Raw genomic sequence first — 14,663 nt, forward strand, 5'->3', positions numbered from 1 at the left:
TTTTGCGTTTAAGTATTCAGATGCATATAATCTGTAATTGTCATATAGCGATTAGAAATCTTATTTTGAACTATGTCACTTGGTTTGAAATATGGTCGAGAATGGAGAGTATGATTATATATAATATGATTTTATAATTATTATTATTGCAATAAATAGACATGTTTTTATTCTTTTTTGATTCTATTTGCGCAATAATTTAAAAATATTATGACAAAAAAAATCCTTATTATTTCTTCCTGCTTGTTTTTTATTTCTTTAATTCAGGCCTGTAAAAAAGACATCAATCAAAATCAAAATCCACCCACCAGTATTGTAACTGAAAATTCAGCAACAAGCAAGTCTCAAATTACATTTGCTAAAATTTTGGCAAAAGCAGTTAAAACAGACGGTGCTTTGAGAGCTTTTCTCAAAGAAGAAAGCTTAAAACAATTTGATAATGATTACGATGTACTTTATCTGATGATTAAAGACAAAAAAGTTAATAATACAGAGACCGTACATGAAAAGTTGGTTCATTTTGCAAATTCTAAAGAAGAGCTTGAATCAATTGAAATTCAATTACCGCTGTTAACTATATTGATCCCTACATTGCCCAATTTTTCACCTGAAAAATGGAATACAAATACAGAGATTCCTTTAGTGGCAAGCGCCGTATCAGGGCAAGATCAAACTTCTATTTATGATGATTTGGGTAAAGAAATTATAGCGAAATCAAATGAAATACCTGGGTTTCCTGTTCTTGTAGTAAAACAGAACGAAAGAATTGTAATAAATACAAATAGCAACTCCAACTTGCGAGCTAATACAACTGCCTCAACAGGGACAACATCATTGGTTGCTTATACAAGCGGCAACTTAAATTTAAGTTTTGCTGATGCTGCTTTCGACAACATCCATAAAAAAGTTACTTCGAACAGGCTTAACATTAACAGAACAACAGACGCTAATGGTATCGATCCTATAAATATTGCAGCTTATAATTCGGGAAATGATTGGCAACGCGACTACATATATTATGGTTTAACTGCAACTAACACAAGAGGTGAATTTAGACACAATTACAGCGAATTCATTACTTCATTTAAATTTTTGACACCTGACGCATTGGGTAAAATTGCAGATCAGGACGAAGACCCTAAAGCCAATGCAAAGTATAATCAATTTGGGTTGACAAATAATGGTGTACCATATCCCAAAAAACCCTGGACTGACGGAAATTTTGAATTCACAATAACAATTTTACTTAATTCAAAAAATGGCATAGGGAATCAAATTACTAAAATATTGAGTGTAAGACCTGAGGAGTTATTTGATCTTAAATATAGCGGAAGCGGAAAGGTATTTGAGTTTTATATCCTCCAGAGCGTTACCCCTAAGGAATATCATCCTAATGTAGAATTGGTGCCTTGGGATTTGCAAAATTATGGTACTGCATGGAAGTTTATCGTGTACGAGAATGATAATTCACAGGAGGTTAATCAGTCGTATGAAAACACAACAACGTTTGCTGCTAACTTTGAAATAACCAGTTCTGTGATTGAAAAAGTAGGATTAAAATTTGGCGCTACTGCAACAACCAGCGATAAAAGGACGTTCAGTGTGAAAACAACTCTAACTTCTGATTTTTTAGGAGAAGCCACTTTGACTTTTGACCAGCCCATAATTACAGGGTTTTCAAATAATGCTTATTCTACGAGGGAAATAACAACCGGCAATATTTTAAGCTTAGGCATTGAACCCAAAAGAGTATTCTGATCATTAATTAAACCAATCATTTAATATTTTATCCAAAAGGCAGATCAATGTTGATCTCCCTTTTTGTTTACCCCTTTTTTGTGTTTAAAAGCCCGTTTTTAAATTAAGCTCCATAAATTAGCAACATTGTTTGTAACTTAAACGCGTTTATACATTTACCGTTACCAGTATTGCTCTTATGAAGAAAATCCTCATCATTGATGATGAAGTTAATGTGGCTTTATTGCTATCTAAATTTTTAACCCGTAATGGCTTTGATGTGAGTACTGCCTCCAGCGGTACAAGTGGCATGGAAGCGCTTAAAAATGACGAGTTTAACCTGGTGCTATGCGATTTCAGGCTCGAAGATACCGATGGCCGCGAAATGCTCAGGAACATCAAAACCCAATACCCTAAAACCGGCGTTATTATTATAACCGGGTACTCGGATATAAAAATGGCGGTTGAACTGATAAAAATGGGCGCCTATGATTACATCACCAAGCCCTTATATCCCGACGAAATACTAAATACCATTAATAAGGCTGTCGAAACCCATTATGCCCTGGTTGAAGATACCGGCAGCGACAATAATGTGGTTGCCGAAAAATCAAAAAGCCGCGACAATAAAAAAGTGGTATTTGCCAGCGAATTTGTGGCCGGCAGCAGCAAATCGTCAAAAGAGCTGCAACGCCAGATAGAGCTGGTGGCCCCAACCAATTACAGTGTAATTATATTGGGTGAAAGTGGTACGGGTAAAGAGTCGGTGGCCAAAAGTATCCATTTGAACAGCCAGCGGCATAACCAGCCTTTCATCGCCATGGATTGCGGTTCTTTAACCAAAGAACTGGCAGCCAGCGAATTCTTTGGTCATGAAAAAGGATCATTCACCGGAGCCTTGTATACTAAAATTGGGCATTTTGAAATGGCTAATGGCGGTACTCTGTTTTTAGATGAAGTGGGCAACCTCTCCTATGAGATCCAGGCTGCCTTGCTGCGCACCGTTCAGGAGCGCAAAGTTAAAAGGATAGGTAGCACCAAGGAGATCGATCTGGATGTGCGCATTATTATAGCTACCAATGAGAGCTTGCAGGATGGTATATTAAAAGGCAAATTCAGGGAGGATCTGTACCACCGGTTTAATGAATTTACCATCTACATGCCGCCATTGCGTGAGCGGGGCAACGATATTATGCTGCTGGCAGATCATTTTTTAAAAATAGCCAATAATGAGCTGGGTCGTAATGTAACCACGTTTGCACCCGAGGTGATTGATTGTTTTATGAATTACCGCTGGCCGGGCAACATCCGCGAACTGAAAAACGTGATCAGGAGGGCGGCTTTACTGGCAGAGGATAACGAGATCACGATGAAGGCCTTGCCACTGGAGATATCCAACTTTAAAGTGCCCTCATTTGAACAATCTTACAACCAGGTAAGCGAGGTGCCAGAAGTAAAGGAACCACGGCACGACCTGAAAAACGCGGCCCTCGAAGCGGAATATGAAACCATTATTAAGGTTTTAAGAGAAGTGAACTTTAATAAAACAAAAGCGGCCGAAATATTAAACATCGACCGTAAAACCCTGTATAATAAAATGAAGGCTATCAACCTTAAATAAAATGGAAGATCAACAGGCAAGGAGTAATGACGACAACTTGCGTAAGTTAAAGCACGATATTAAAAATCAACTCTCCAATATTCACCTGGCTCTGGAGCAGTTGAAATATGAGATACCTGATCTTTCGGATGATTGCTTATTTTACCTGGATACCATTTTAACAAGTTCAACCCAGATAAACAATTTGCTAAACAATACCGATTAGCTCTTTTTAGTATCAAGTAGCTGGTATCAAGTATCAAGATATTTGTAAATTGGTGCACCATGCAATGTGGCTTAATGATCAATCATTATTCAAACAAATTTAGTGGATATCTGTACAATTAAAGTCTTGATACTTGATACCAGCTACTCGATACTAAAATATAAAAATGTCAATTTTTAATTATAAACAACGCAATAACATTATCCTTGTAAGTATCATTATACTGGGGTGCTTTTTGCTGTATGCGCTAAGCGGTTTGTTCAGTTCGATATTGGGGGCTATTGTGTTGTTTACTATTTTCAGGCCGGTGTACCTTTACTTTGTCGAAAAAAAGGGATGGAACCGGGTAGCGGTAGCTTTGCTCATTATATTTGCATCCCTTATTGTTATCGTTATCCCCTTCTTGCTACTCAGTATCATGGTAGTGGGTAAAATATCAAGCATCGACATTAAATCCTTACCTATTGAACAATGGACATCCAAGATTGATGCCTTTGCGGCAACCAATCTGAACCAGCCCCGCTTTGCCGAAAATACACTTCAAAAGCTGGGCTCTTTTGGTACCGAACTTTTCCCATCTATATTAAGCAGCGCTGCCAATATCATTATTACCTTATTGGTATTGTACTTTCTGTTGTATTTTATGCTCACACAAATACGAGAGTTTGAGGCTGGTTTATTAAAGTACGCTCCATTCCGTGAACAACACGCGTTAAAATTTGCATCTGCCCTACGCGATTCTACCTATTCAAACGTTTTAGGGCAAGGAATAATAGCCGTTATACAGGGTACACTGCTGGCTATAGGCTTTTACGCATTTGGTATACCCGACGCGGTTTTTTGGGGAGTGATAGGCGCTTTTATATCCTTTTTGCCGGTAGTTGGGGCGCCAACGCTTTCTATACCTGCCAGTATTTTGCTGTTTGCGCAGGGGCATACGCTAAAAGGGGTTTTGCTGCTGATTTACGGTTTGCTGGTTATTGGTAATATTGATAATGTTTTGCGCATGATTATTAATAAGCGTATAGCTAATACCCACCCCATTATATCGGTTATTGGTGTGTTTATAGGCTTGCCGCTTTTTGGGATATTGGGCCTGGTTTTCGGACCGGTATTATTATCCTATTTTTTATTGTTACTGGAGATATACGAAACTAACAGATTGGCAGCCGACAGATTGGAACGGATACAGTCGTCGCCCGAAAACTGACAGATTGAATTGAATAGTTTTGTGAACATAAGGCAAAGCGCTATTGGGAGTTAAAAAAATAAATTATACAGAAATTGCAGAAAAATTGGCCGATCTGTAATATTTGGCAGGATATTTAATCATATTACAACAAATGTTCAACTTAAAATTATATTACAATGAATGATAACACAAAAGTAGTTGTTGCATTGCTTGCTGGCTTGGCAGCAGGAGCAGCCCTGGGTATTTTGTTTGCACCAGATAAAGGTAACGAAACACGTGACAAGCTAACTGAATCATTAAAAAACTTAGGCGAATCAATAAAAGATACCGCGGCTGCCGAAATTGATAACCTGGTTGGGTTTAAAGATAAAGTGGTTGAAAATATAAAATCAAAGATCAGAGGGGCCGAAGAAGAGTATCAGGACGATCTGGAACACGCTTAATTTATTTTTTAGTATCAAGTAGTTAGTATCAAGTATCAAGACTTTCTAGCAAACGTCTTAAAACAATGCAGCTGTCGTGATACTTGATACTAACTACTTGATACCCTATAAAACTACATCTATGGAAGCCAAAAAAGAAACACCACCACCACTGCCACCTATTGTTGATCAGCTGAAGGAATATGCCGAAACGCGTTTTAAGCTTTTGAAATATGAGGCTATTGAAGGTGGAACTTCAATTTTAGCCAGTATGATCACGGATGTTATTACAGCCATAAGTATGGTGCTGGCCTTTATGTTTGCCAGTCTTACTTTAGCCTTTTACCTGGCTTACTTGTTAAATTCAGATTGGGAGGGCTTTGGCTGTGTGGCGCTTATTTATTTAATAATAGCCGTTGTTGTAAAGCTCAATAAGGAGCGTATTGAAAAGCCGTTGATCAATCTTTTCGTACAAAAACTATTTAAAAAATAAAGCATGGACGTTTCAATAAAAAATATCAATGATCTGCGGGAAGAGATTGCGAGGATACGCGTTATTGAAGCCCGCCAGGGCGAAGAACTGGCCAAGCGCTTTAGCAGCCCATCGGCCATATTTGCCAGCGTCATGTCGTTATTGAATTCAGGTAACAGAAACGACGGTGACGAGCACCCGGGTATTTTTAACCAGGATTTCTTTGGCCTGCTATCCAGGATCGTATTGCCGGTAACCTTGAATAAAACATTGTTTAAACGGTCAAACTTTTTGGTTAAAACCCTGGTTGGCCTGGTATCGCAAAAAGCTTCTAATTACATCAGCGGCGACGCGATCCACGGTTTATGGAATAAGGTAAAAGCGGTAGCTTCTTCTGTGCTGAAAAGTAAACCGGAAACACCCGCTAAAGGTATGCCCAATGTGCCGCCACCGGTGGTGATGTAGTTTTTGAGTCTTAAGTCTGAAGTAGAAAGGCTTAAGTTCTTAATGTTATTGTAGAGACGCATAATTGCGTCTTTTTTTATTTCTATGCACTGTACTTGGCCGCAGACGCAAATATGCATCTCTTTGTAAAAACCTTTGTACGGGCTACCAAAACAGCCCAAATTTTCACAGTTTGCAGAAAAGCCTATTTTTGCGTTTTATTTACAGAAGTGGGAAAAGATAAATTAAAACGCTTTGCTGAAATTGATACTTTTAGCAACGTATTACAATTAGATGCCGGTAAGCCTTTTAAAGGCGAGTGGAGCAAAGGTTTTTTTAAAAACAATAACCCGGTAGTGTTGGAACTGGCCTGCGGTAAAGGCGAATACACCGTGAACCTGGCCACCTTGTTTCCTGATAAAAACTTTATCGGTATTGATTATAAGGGCAACCGTATTTGGCGCGGTGCCAAAACCGCGCTGGAAGATGGTGTGCCTAATGTGGCCTTTTTGCGCATACAGATCGAAAACCTGCTGGATTATTTTGCTACTGGTGAGGTTGACGAGATCTGGATAACCTTCCCCGATCCGCAGCCACAATTGAGCCGCGAAAAAAAGCGCCTTACTTCGCCCCGCTTCCTGGATAAATACATCGAAATATTAAAACCCGGTGGCTGTGTGAATTTAAAAACCGACAACGACGGTTTGCATGCCTACACTGCCGAAAAGATAGAAGAGCTAAAACTCAAATTCCATATCAGAACCGAAGACCTGTACCATTCGCCCTATGCAGATGAGGTGTTATCCATTAAAACCTATTACGAAAAGAAATATTTAAAGGATAATAAGAACATTAATTACCTTAAATTTTCGTTTGCGTAGGTAAGATTTGGGGACTATGGGATTACAGGACTTTAGGATAAAGAAACCAACTCACACGTCATTGCGAGGAGGAACGACGTGGCAATCCCCAATATACAGAGCGTTTCCGTAAGTCGGGGATTATTAATATTGTTAATTGTTTTTTCAAGGTATTAATGAGCTCCCATTAATCGGTTATCCACGCTACGCTCGCTATGACATGGGGTTATTGAGTTTGTAAATCGGATCTTAGCTTTAAGCCTTTCGCTTTCGACTTTAAGCTTTTTATCATGGATGATATTAACTTCTTCGATAAAGTATACCAGGTGGCGCGGCTTATCCCGGCAGGCAGGGTAACCTCCTATGGTGCCATTGCCAGTTATTTGGGTACCAAAGGTTCATCGCGTATGGTGGGCTATGCCATGCAGGCGGCGGGTAAGGTGGTGCCCAAAGTACCGGCGCACCGGGTGGTGAACAGGCAGGGCCTGCTTACCGCTAAATTTCACTTCGGTGGCAACCTGATGGCCGAGCTGCTGGAAAGCGAAGGCGTAAAAGTAATTGACGATCAGGTACAGGATTTTAAAACCGTATTTTGGGATCCGAATATCGAGCTGGCTTTATAATTTAAAATCAATATTAGTTTTTTATGATACCCCTGAACATTTTATTTTACATCGTATTTTTTTTACGATTGATCACCATTTTTATTTCGGCACGGAATGAAAAAAAATTAAAAAAGCTGGGCGCTGTAGAATATGGCAAAGCCAATTCTACCGTACTGGTATTATTCCATTTTGCCTATTATGCTGCCTGCTTAGTTGAAGGTTATACCAAAGGCGCTTTTTATACCGACAACCTCACTACCTATGGGCTCATTATTTATATTGCAGCTATAGCCGTGCTTTATTATGTTATTTACGCCATCAGGCATGTATGGACAGTTAAGCTGATCATTGCACCAAAGCAATATCATACCCTGAATACCAACGCGCTGTTCAGGTTGGTAAAGCATCCTAATTACTTCCTGAATATTATACCCGAGCTTATTGGTATAGCGCTTGTTTTTCATGCCTGGTTTACTTTGATCATAGGCTTCCCGATTTATCTTATCCCGCTGATCATCCGGATAAGGCAGGAAGAAAAAGTGATGAAAGAGCACTTTGAACAATACTAAAGAGTAAAAGCTGCTACAGTATCTGCAATAGCTCCATGCGATTGCCGAAAGGATCTATAAAAGCAAAACGCTCCCTACCCGCTATCAAAGGCTCTTCCATAATTTCCAATCCATGCTTTTCCAGGTGTTTGCGGGCGGTCTTTACATCATCAATCTCAAAGGCAGTGTGCCTGATAGATCGGGGATGGCTTTCCTCTACCCCGATATGCAGTTCGATATCCGCTATCCGGAACCAATGGCCGGCAGATGAAAACACAGCAGGGCGCTCTATTTGCTCCAGGCCAATAACGTGGGTGTAAAACAGCCGGGCTTCTTCCTGTCTTTCGGGCGGCACACAGATGTGTATATGGTTGGCACGTTTAAAGTTGATCATGTGTTGTGTTTTACGGAATTCAGCGGGTACAAAAAAACCGTCTTCTTTACCCCGGATAATCCAAAGGTAAAAAAGACGGCCCTGAATATGGTGCAGCTACCGGAAAATATAATTCACACCGGCCTGGAATGAAGACTGATCTGCCGAGTAGTAAATGTATTTGGTGAGCGACGATGGCAGCCAGTAGCTTCCGTAAATCTCTACGCGCTTATTAACTTGTATGCCTGCTTTTATGGGAATTGCAAAGTCGAAGCCTTGGAAATCAGGATACTTGTTTTGATTTACAACGGTAGTTGTAGAGCCAAAATTATAGATGGTGGCAAAATTGTAATTATTGTATTTATAAGCATTCATGGCCAAACCAACATCAATAAAGGCCTTAAGTTTATCTGTTGAATAAAAGTTATAGATTACCTGTGGTATGGCCGCCAGGTGATATAGCTTAACATCAAGTGCATTGGTAACAGAACTTGCGCCTGATCCAGAAGAGGCTTCGGCGAACTGATAGCGATTAATAGCTCCGGCAAACTCCAGCCTGAAAAGTAACTTTTCTGTATATTTATTGATCAGGATATCTAACCCGGCTGTAATAACAGGCGAAAAAGTCTTATCATTTGCGCCATTGCTAAACGGGTTGCCTGAGCTGGCAGCCCCTTTAAACTGAAGTTTACTGTAACGGGCGCCTGCTCCCGCAAAAAAACGAATACCGGAGGTGGTGTGGATCGCCTGTTGAGTGGCTTTGCCGCCGTTTAGCGCGATAACAATAGCTGTAAGGTCACTTTCAGAATAACTGGCCTTTTGTATGCGGGTCAAAATTTTGGTATCGCCGGGCAGGTATTGAAAGGCTTGCCTTAGCAGCTGATTTATGTAGCTGTTAACAACGGCAACGGATTGGCGCTCATCGTTAAAGTATTGGTATTGCTTTAGCCATTCAATAGTATGGGTTTGTTTGTTAAACAGGTAGTACCTGGGTTTTACGTTATCTGTCCATACATAAAGCGAAACATTTTTGCCGTTAACCAGGCTTTTTAAAAAAACAGTATCTGTGGTATAAGCCGTATCCAGGGTGTGGTTTAGTTTTGCAAGATCAACCTCACTGGTGCTAATGTTAACGGTAAACTTGTCATAATATTCGGCGCCTGTTATGGCAAAGGCATTGGCGTTTGTAACTGTGAACTTTTGTGGTTGGGCGTTTTGTGTTTGTTTAAAGGTGATTTCCCGTGGATTTTTTATCCATTCACGATAATTGATAAATCCTTTAAGGGTGTCATTTTTACCGTCAATAACATAACCGGGTTTGTAATTGCTTTGGGCTTGTAAAAAAAGCGTGGTCTGTGATAACAAAAACAGCAGACAAAATAATTGTTTCATTTATAAGAATTAGGTCTGCAAAAGTATATCAAATAAATCGACAGATGTATTGGGGATAAAAATTTATTTAAAAAGATTATAGTACAACACCTGAATGCTAATGAAATTAGTAAATTTGTGTCAATAACAACCCTGAATTTGCACAAAAAGCAGGGCTGTTTAATAAGGAAAAAAATGGAAAAAAAAACCGCGCGCTTAGTATGTACATATTTGGCAATTGGATAATTGACACTTTTTAAATTTTTTAAAACATATCAAAAGCTTATCAAAAAGTGTTAAATCGAAGGTTTTGAATTTATTTCAAGTTGTTTTTAACCCGCTTTTGCCTACTTTTTAAACAAAAAAATGTTAAAATCATACCTTTAAAAAGTTTGTAAACAATCACTAATTCACTAACTCAATAATTTACTAATTGAACTACCGTGGGAAAACTTGTAGAAGAATTTGACGCCTATCGTACCAAAATGAATGATAGGATCATGGAAACCGCCAACACGAATATTAAACGCTTTTTTGCGCTGGATACCACCAGTTATGCCGATGGCGCGCTGGATGTTAAAACCAAAGAAATGCTGGGCCTGGTAGCCAGTATGGTTTTGCGCTGCGACGATTGTATTAAATACCACCTGGGCAAATGCCATGAAGCCGGTGTAAACAGCGACGAAATGAACGAGATATTCATGATAGCCAACCTGGTAGGCGGCTCCATTGTGATACCCCACTACCGCAGGGCGGTAGAGTATTGGGATGAGTTGAATGAGGCTTAGTAAGTAACGGGTTGTTGTAAGCTAATTAGAAAGTTAGTTTTAGCCCTACATTAACCCGCGCGTCATTGCGAGGAGGAACGACGTGGCAATCCCCGATTAGCGGAGCCGCTCTGTAAGTAGGGGATTGCCACGCTATCGCTCGCAATGACGGGTTCTATAATTTTTAATCAAATAGATGATATGACTAATCCAAACTTAACCCGCTGCGCATGGGCTGGTACCGATCCTTTGTACATGAAATATCATGACGAAGAATGGGGTAAAGAAACCCATGATGATAAAGTACTGTTTGAGTTCCTGATACTGGAATCGGCACAGGCCGGTTTAAGCTGGATCACCATTTTGCGTCGTCGCGATAATTACCGGAAGGCCTTTGCTGATTTTGACGTAAAAAAGGTAGCCGCCTTTACCGATGCCGATGTAGAACGCCTGATGCAGGATGCGGGCATCATCCGTAACCGATTAAAAATTCTGGCAGCCATTACCAATGCTCAATTGTTTATCCAGGTGCAAAAGGAGTTTGGCTCGTTTGATCAATACCTGTACAGCTTTATGCCCGATGGAAAACCGATCATCAATCACCCCGAGCGGAGCGTTCCTGCCAGTACGCCCATATCTGATGCCATCAGCAAGGATATGAAAAAGCGGGGCTTTAAGTTTTTTGGCACCACCATTTGCTACGCGCACATGCAAGCCACCGGGATGGTTAACGATCACCTGGCTACTTGCGATTTTAGGTAGGGGATTTCACCGATTAGTTAGGGATTTCACCGATTTTTGGAGAATGAATTTTGGATTTGATTTTTAGAATGCGCTTGGCCACTATTCATCAACATAAATTGTATTTTTGAAAAGATACAATTCAATTTAGTCTTTAACATATATCAACTGATAATCAGTGAAATCACAAGATAGATCGGTGAAATCACATAAAATCAGTGTAATCATAACCAATGAAAAAACTATTTCTTTTGGATGGCATGGCCCTTATTTACCGGGCGCATTTTGCTTTAAGTAAGAGTCCGCGGTTTACGTCGAATGGCTTAAATACCTCGGCGGTAATGGGTTTCACCAATACCCTGCTGGATGTTTTGAAAAAAGAAAAGCCAACACATATGGCCGTGGTATTTGATACCGATGCCCCTACCGAACGTCATACCGATTATGAGGCCTATAAAGCCCATCGCGAGGCTATGCCCGAGGACTTGTCCAAAGCCCTGCCCTATGTGATCAAGGTGATACTGGGTTTCAATATTCCGGTAATCACTTCCGATGGTTATGAGGCAGATGATATCATTGGCACCCTGGCTAAAAAGGCCGAACAAAAGGGTTACCAGGTATACTGCATGACCCCCGATAAAGACTTCGCGCAGCTGGTATCCGAAAATATCCGCATCTACAAACCGGCCCGCATGGGTAACGAAATGGAGATACTGGGTGTGAAAGAGGTGCTGGAGAAATGGGAAATTGAACGCGTAGAACAGGTTATAGATATTTTGGGTTTATGGGGCGACGCGGTGGATAATATCCCCGGTATCCCCGGCATTGGCGAAAAAACAGCCAAAGCCCTTATCAAACAATATGGCTCGATGGAAGAGATCATTGCCCATAGCCATGAGTTAAAAGGCAAGCAGCGCGAAAACGTGGAACAATATGCCGAACAGGGCTTACTCTCTAAAAAGCTGGCTACCATCCTGCTGAATGTTCCTGTTGAGCTGGACGAAGAAGGTTTGGCAATGGGTGAGCCAAGCAAAGATCTTTTAGAGCCGCTTTTTGCCGAACTGGAATTCCGCACTTTAGGGCGCCGGGTTTTTGGCGACGACTTTAGCGTTACCGAACTAAAGGCTGTTTCAGTTCAAACCGATCTGTTTGGTGACCCTGTGGCTACCGCCCGCACCACGATGACGGTTGATGTGGAGGACATTTATGAACCGCCCGCTACCGCGGCTAAAAATATTGACAATGTACCGCATGAGTATCACCTGGCTGACACGCCGGAGAAACGTGCGGAACTGATATCGCTGTTACTCAAACAGCAAACCATTTGTTTTGATACCGAAACCACCGGCACCGATGCTAATTATTGTGAGCTGGTAGGCCTGTCATTCGCGGTAAAACCGGGCGAGGCATGGTATGTACCCGTTCCGGAAAATCAGGATGAAGCCAAAAGTATCGCGACCGAATTTAAGCCCGTACTGGAGCATGAAGGCATCAGCAAAATAGGGCAAAACATTAAGTTTGATATCCTGATACTTAAATGGTACGGTATTGAAGTAAAAGGTGCCCTGTTTGACACCATGATGGCGCACTACGTGATCGATCCGGATACGCGCCATGGCATGGATATTCTTTCGGAAAACTACCTGGGTTATAAACCGGTTTCCATCACTACGCTCATCGGTCCCAAAGGCAAAAATCAGGGCAATATGCGCGATGTGGAGATTGAAAAGATTAAAGAATACGCCGCCGAGGATGCCGACATCACCCTGCAGCTTAAAGATATTTTTGAACCCAAACTAAAGCAGGTAGAAAGCGAAAAACTCATCAACGAAATTGAACACCCGCTGATATATGTGCTGGCCGATATGGAGTTTGAGGGTGTAAAGATCGATCATGATACCCTGCGCGAATTCTCCAAGCAACTGGAAACCGATATTGCCGGTTTTGAAAAAACAGTGTACGAAAAAGCAGGAGTGCGGTTCAACATCGCATCGCCAAAACAACTGGGCGAGGTGCTGTTTGAAAAACTGATGCTTGACCCCAAAGCCAAAAAAACCAAAACCGGCCAATACCAAACCGGCGAGGATGTATTGTTATCCCTTGCTGCCAAAAGCGATATTGTACGCGATATCCTCGATTTCCGCCAGTTACAAAAGTTGAAATCAACTTATGTAGACGCGCTGCCAACTATGGTGAACCCTAAAACGGGTCGTGTGCATACCTCCTATAACCAGGCTGTAGCCGCCACCGGTCGCCTAAGCAGCGTGAACCCCAACCTGCAAAATATCCCTATCCGTACCGAACGCGGTCGTGAAGTGAGGAAAGCTTTTATCCCCCGTGATAGCGGGCACAGTATTGTATCTGCCGATTATTCGCAGATAGAGCTGCGCATTATTGCCGAGATCAGTAAAGACCCCAACATGATGCAGGCCTTTATTGATAACCTGGATATCCACACGGCTACAGCCGCCAATGTATACGGCGTGGCACTGGATGAAGTAACCAGCGATCAGCGCCGTAATGCCAAGGCGGTAAACTTTGGTATCATCTATGGGCAGTCGGCATTTGGCTTGTCGCAAAACCTGGGTATCCCGCGTAAGGAGGCTGCCGATATTATTGAACAGTACTTTGCCCAGTTCCCCGGTATCAAACAATACATGAGCGATACCATGAACTTTGCCCGCGAAAATGGTTATGTAACCACGCTGATGGGCAGGCGCAGGTATCTGCGCGATATCAATTCGGCCAATGCTACCGTACGCGGTTTTGCCGAGCGAAATGCCATTAACGCGCCAATACAAGGTTCGGCTGCCGATATGATCAAGATAGCCATGATCAACATTCACCGCGAAATAAAAGCCCAAAAACTGGAAGCCAAAATGACCATGCAGGTACATGATGAGTTGGTGTTTGATGTGCCCAATCACGAAATTGAACTGATAAAACCCATCATTATGCACAACATGAAAACCGCCATCAAAACCGAAGTGCCTATCATGGTAGAGATTGGTACAGGATTAAACTGGCTCGAAGCGCATTAAGGGGAGAGGCAAGAGATAAGAATCAAGAAATAAGATTTACTGTCCGCTCAGGGTCTCTCGCAGGGACCCTGAGTTTGCATACAGCCACAAGGTCCCTTTTAGGAGACCCAGAGGAGGCGAAAGGGAGCATATGAAAAGGCACAATGAAAAATAGTGACAAAAAGCGGGCTGTCACCCTGAGCTCCGTCGAAGGGTAGAGCGCAAAGGCCTGTCCACCATGCTTCGACGATGCTCAGCATGACAGCCTTTTTGGATAGCCCCGCA

The 14,663-nt window shown here is 41.6% G+C and carries 15 protein-coding genes; 13 read left to right on the forward strand and 2 right to left on the reverse strand.

The features are described 5' to 3' along the window. The first annotated feature begins 210 nt into the window (after nt 1–210). The 10 genes from FHW89_RS07500 to FHW89_RS07545 all read left to right on the forward strand — a co-directional run bounded on the left by FHW89_RS07500 (nt 211) and on the right by FHW89_RS07545 (nt 8,127). A complete protein-coding gene (locus FHW89_RS07500) occupies nt 211–1,758 on the forward strand; it encodes a hypothetical protein (protein ID WP_172334394.1) in 1,548 nt (515 codons plus the stop codon). A 178-nt stretch (nt 1,759–1,936) separates the two neighbouring features. Then, complete coding sequence (locus tag FHW89_RS07505; protein ID WP_172334395.1) at nt 1,937–3,358, forward strand: sigma-54 dependent transcriptional regulator; 1,422 nt, start codon at nt 1,937–1,939, stop codon at nt 3,356–3,358. Nucleotide 3,359: 1 nt separating this feature from the next. After that, on the forward strand, nt 3,360–3,563 hold the full coding sequence (locus FHW89_RS07510) for a hypothetical protein (RefSeq protein WP_172334396.1): 204 nt from the start codon (nt 3,360–3,362) through the stop codon (nt 3,561–3,563). 166 nt (nt 3,564–3,729) lie between these two features. Beyond that, nucleotides 3,730–4,773, forward strand: a complete 1,044-nt coding sequence (locus FHW89_RS07515) for an AI-2E family transporter (RefSeq protein WP_172334397.1) — start codon at nt 3,730–3,732, stop codon at nt 4,771–4,773. A 158-nt stretch (nt 4,774–4,931) separates the two neighbouring features. Then, the gene (locus FHW89_RS07520) at nt 4,932–5,198 is read left to right on the forward strand and encodes a YtxH domain-containing protein (RefSeq protein WP_172334398.1); all 267 of its coding nucleotides are present in this window, start codon (nt 4,932–4,934) and stop codon (nt 5,196–5,198) included. Nucleotides 5,199–5,319: 121 nt separating this feature from the next. After that, complete coding sequence (locus FHW89_RS07525) at nt 5,320–5,670, forward strand: phage holin family protein (protein WP_172334399.1); 351 nt, start codon at nt 5,320–5,322, stop codon at nt 5,668–5,670. Nucleotides 5,671–5,673: 3 nt separating this feature from the next. After that, nucleotides 5,674–6,114, forward strand: a complete 441-nt coding sequence (locus tag FHW89_RS07530) for a hypothetical protein (protein ID WP_172334400.1) — start codon at nt 5,674–5,676, stop codon at nt 6,112–6,114. Between the two features lie 209 nt (nt 6,115–6,323). Beyond that, nucleotides 6,324–6,974 (forward strand): tRNA (guanosine(46)-N7)-methyltransferase TrmB, encoded by a 651-nt coding sequence (trmB, locus tag FHW89_RS07535; RefSeq protein WP_172334401.1) that lies wholly within the window; start codon nt 6,324–6,326, stop codon nt 6,972–6,974. A gap of 269 nt (nt 6,975–7,243) precedes the next feature. Further along, nucleotides 7,244–7,576 (forward strand): MGMT family protein, encoded by a 333-nt coding sequence (locus tag FHW89_RS07540; RefSeq protein WP_172334402.1) that lies wholly within the window; start codon nt 7,244–7,246, stop codon nt 7,574–7,576. Between the two features lie 23 nt (nt 7,577–7,599). Then, on the forward strand, nt 7,600–8,127 hold the full coding sequence (locus tag FHW89_RS07545) for an isoprenylcysteine carboxyl methyltransferase family protein (protein WP_172334403.1): 528 nt from the start codon (nt 7,600–7,602) through the stop codon (nt 8,125–8,127). Between the two features lie 13 nt (nt 8,128–8,140). Here FHW89_RS07545 and FHW89_RS07550 read toward each other — a convergent pair whose 3' ends face one another. Continuing rightward, a complete protein-coding gene (locus FHW89_RS07550; protein WP_172334404.1) occupies nt 8,141–8,500 on the reverse strand; it encodes a VOC family protein in 360 nt (119 codons plus the stop codon). Between the two features lie 96 nt (nt 8,501–8,596). Beyond that, nucleotides 8,597–9,871 (reverse strand): hypothetical protein, encoded by a 1,275-nt coding sequence (locus tag FHW89_RS07555; RefSeq protein ID WP_172334405.1) that lies wholly within the window; start codon nt 9,869–9,871, stop codon nt 8,597–8,599. A gap of 422 nt (nt 9,872–10,293) precedes the next feature. Between FHW89_RS07555 and FHW89_RS07560 the strand changes: the two genes are divergently transcribed. From FHW89_RS07560 to polA, 3 genes are all read left to right on the forward strand, one after another. Beyond that, a complete protein-coding gene (locus FHW89_RS07560) occupies nt 10,294–10,638 on the forward strand; it encodes a carboxymuconolactone decarboxylase family protein (protein WP_090472938.1) in 345 nt (114 codons plus the stop codon). Nucleotides 10,639–10,818: 180 nt separating this feature from the next. Then, a complete protein-coding gene (locus tag FHW89_RS07565) occupies nt 10,819–11,379 on the forward strand; it encodes a DNA-3-methyladenine glycosylase I (protein ID WP_172334406.1) in 561 nt (186 codons plus the stop codon). A gap of 212 nt (nt 11,380–11,591) precedes the next feature. Continuing rightward, nucleotides 11,592–14,399, forward strand: a complete 2,808-nt coding sequence (polA, locus tag FHW89_RS07570) for a DNA polymerase I (protein ID WP_172334407.1) — start codon at nt 11,592–11,594, stop codon at nt 14,397–14,399. Nucleotides 14,400–14,663 lie beyond the last annotated feature (264 nt).

Source organism: Mucilaginibacter sp. SG564, assembly GCF_013149275.1.
GTDB lineage: Bacteria > Bacteroidota > Bacteroidia > Sphingobacteriales > Sphingobacteriaceae > Mucilaginibacter.

What these genes read in the sequence shown, in the direction of transcription:
- FHW89_RS07500 (WP_172334394.1), top strand. Translation starts at nt 211, where the DNA reads ATGACAAAAAAAATCCTTATTATTTCTTCCTGCTTGTTTTTTATTTCT.
- FHW89_RS07505 (WP_172334395.1), top strand. Translation starts at nt 1,937, where the DNA reads ATGAAGAAAATCCTCATCATTGATGATGAAGTTAATGTGGCTTTATTG.
- FHW89_RS07510 (WP_172334396.1), top strand. Translation starts at nt 3,360, where the DNA reads ATGGAAGATCAACAGGCAAGGAGTAATGACGACAACTTGCGTAAGTTA.
- FHW89_RS07515 (WP_172334397.1), top strand. Translation starts at nt 3,730, where the DNA reads ATGTCAATTTTTAATTATAAACAACGCAATAACATTATCCTTGTAAGT.
- FHW89_RS07520 (WP_172334398.1), top strand. Translation starts at nt 4,932, where the DNA reads ATGAATGATAACACAAAAGTAGTTGTTGCATTGCTTGCTGGCTTGGCA.
- FHW89_RS07525 (WP_172334399.1), top strand. Translation starts at nt 5,320, where the DNA reads ATGGAAGCCAAAAAAGAAACACCACCACCACTGCCACCTATTGTTGAT.
- FHW89_RS07530 (WP_172334400.1), top strand. Translation starts at nt 5,674, where the DNA reads ATGGACGTTTCAATAAAAAATATCAATGATCTGCGGGAAGAGATTGCG.
- FHW89_RS07540 (WP_172334402.1), top strand. Translation starts at nt 7,244, where the DNA reads ATGGATGATATTAACTTCTTCGATAAAGTATACCAGGTGGCGCGGCTT.
- FHW89_RS07545 (WP_172334403.1), top strand. Translation starts at nt 7,600, where the DNA reads ATGATACCCCTGAACATTTTATTTTACATCGTATTTTTTTTACGATTG.
- FHW89_RS07550 (WP_172334404.1), bottom strand. Translation starts at nt 8,500, where the DNA reads ATGATCAACTTTAAACGTGCCAACCATATACACATCTGTGTGCCGCCC.
- FHW89_RS07555 (WP_172334405.1), bottom strand. Translation starts at nt 9,871, where the DNA reads ATGAAACAATTATTTTGTCTGCTGTTTTTGTTATCACAGACCACGCTT.
- FHW89_RS07565 (WP_172334406.1), top strand. Translation starts at nt 10,819, where the DNA reads ATGACTAATCCAAACTTAACCCGCTGCGCATGGGCTGGTACCGATCCT.
- polA (WP_172334407.1), top strand. Translation starts at nt 11,592, where the DNA reads ATGAAAAAACTATTTCTTTTGGATGGCATGGCCCTTATTTACCGGGCG.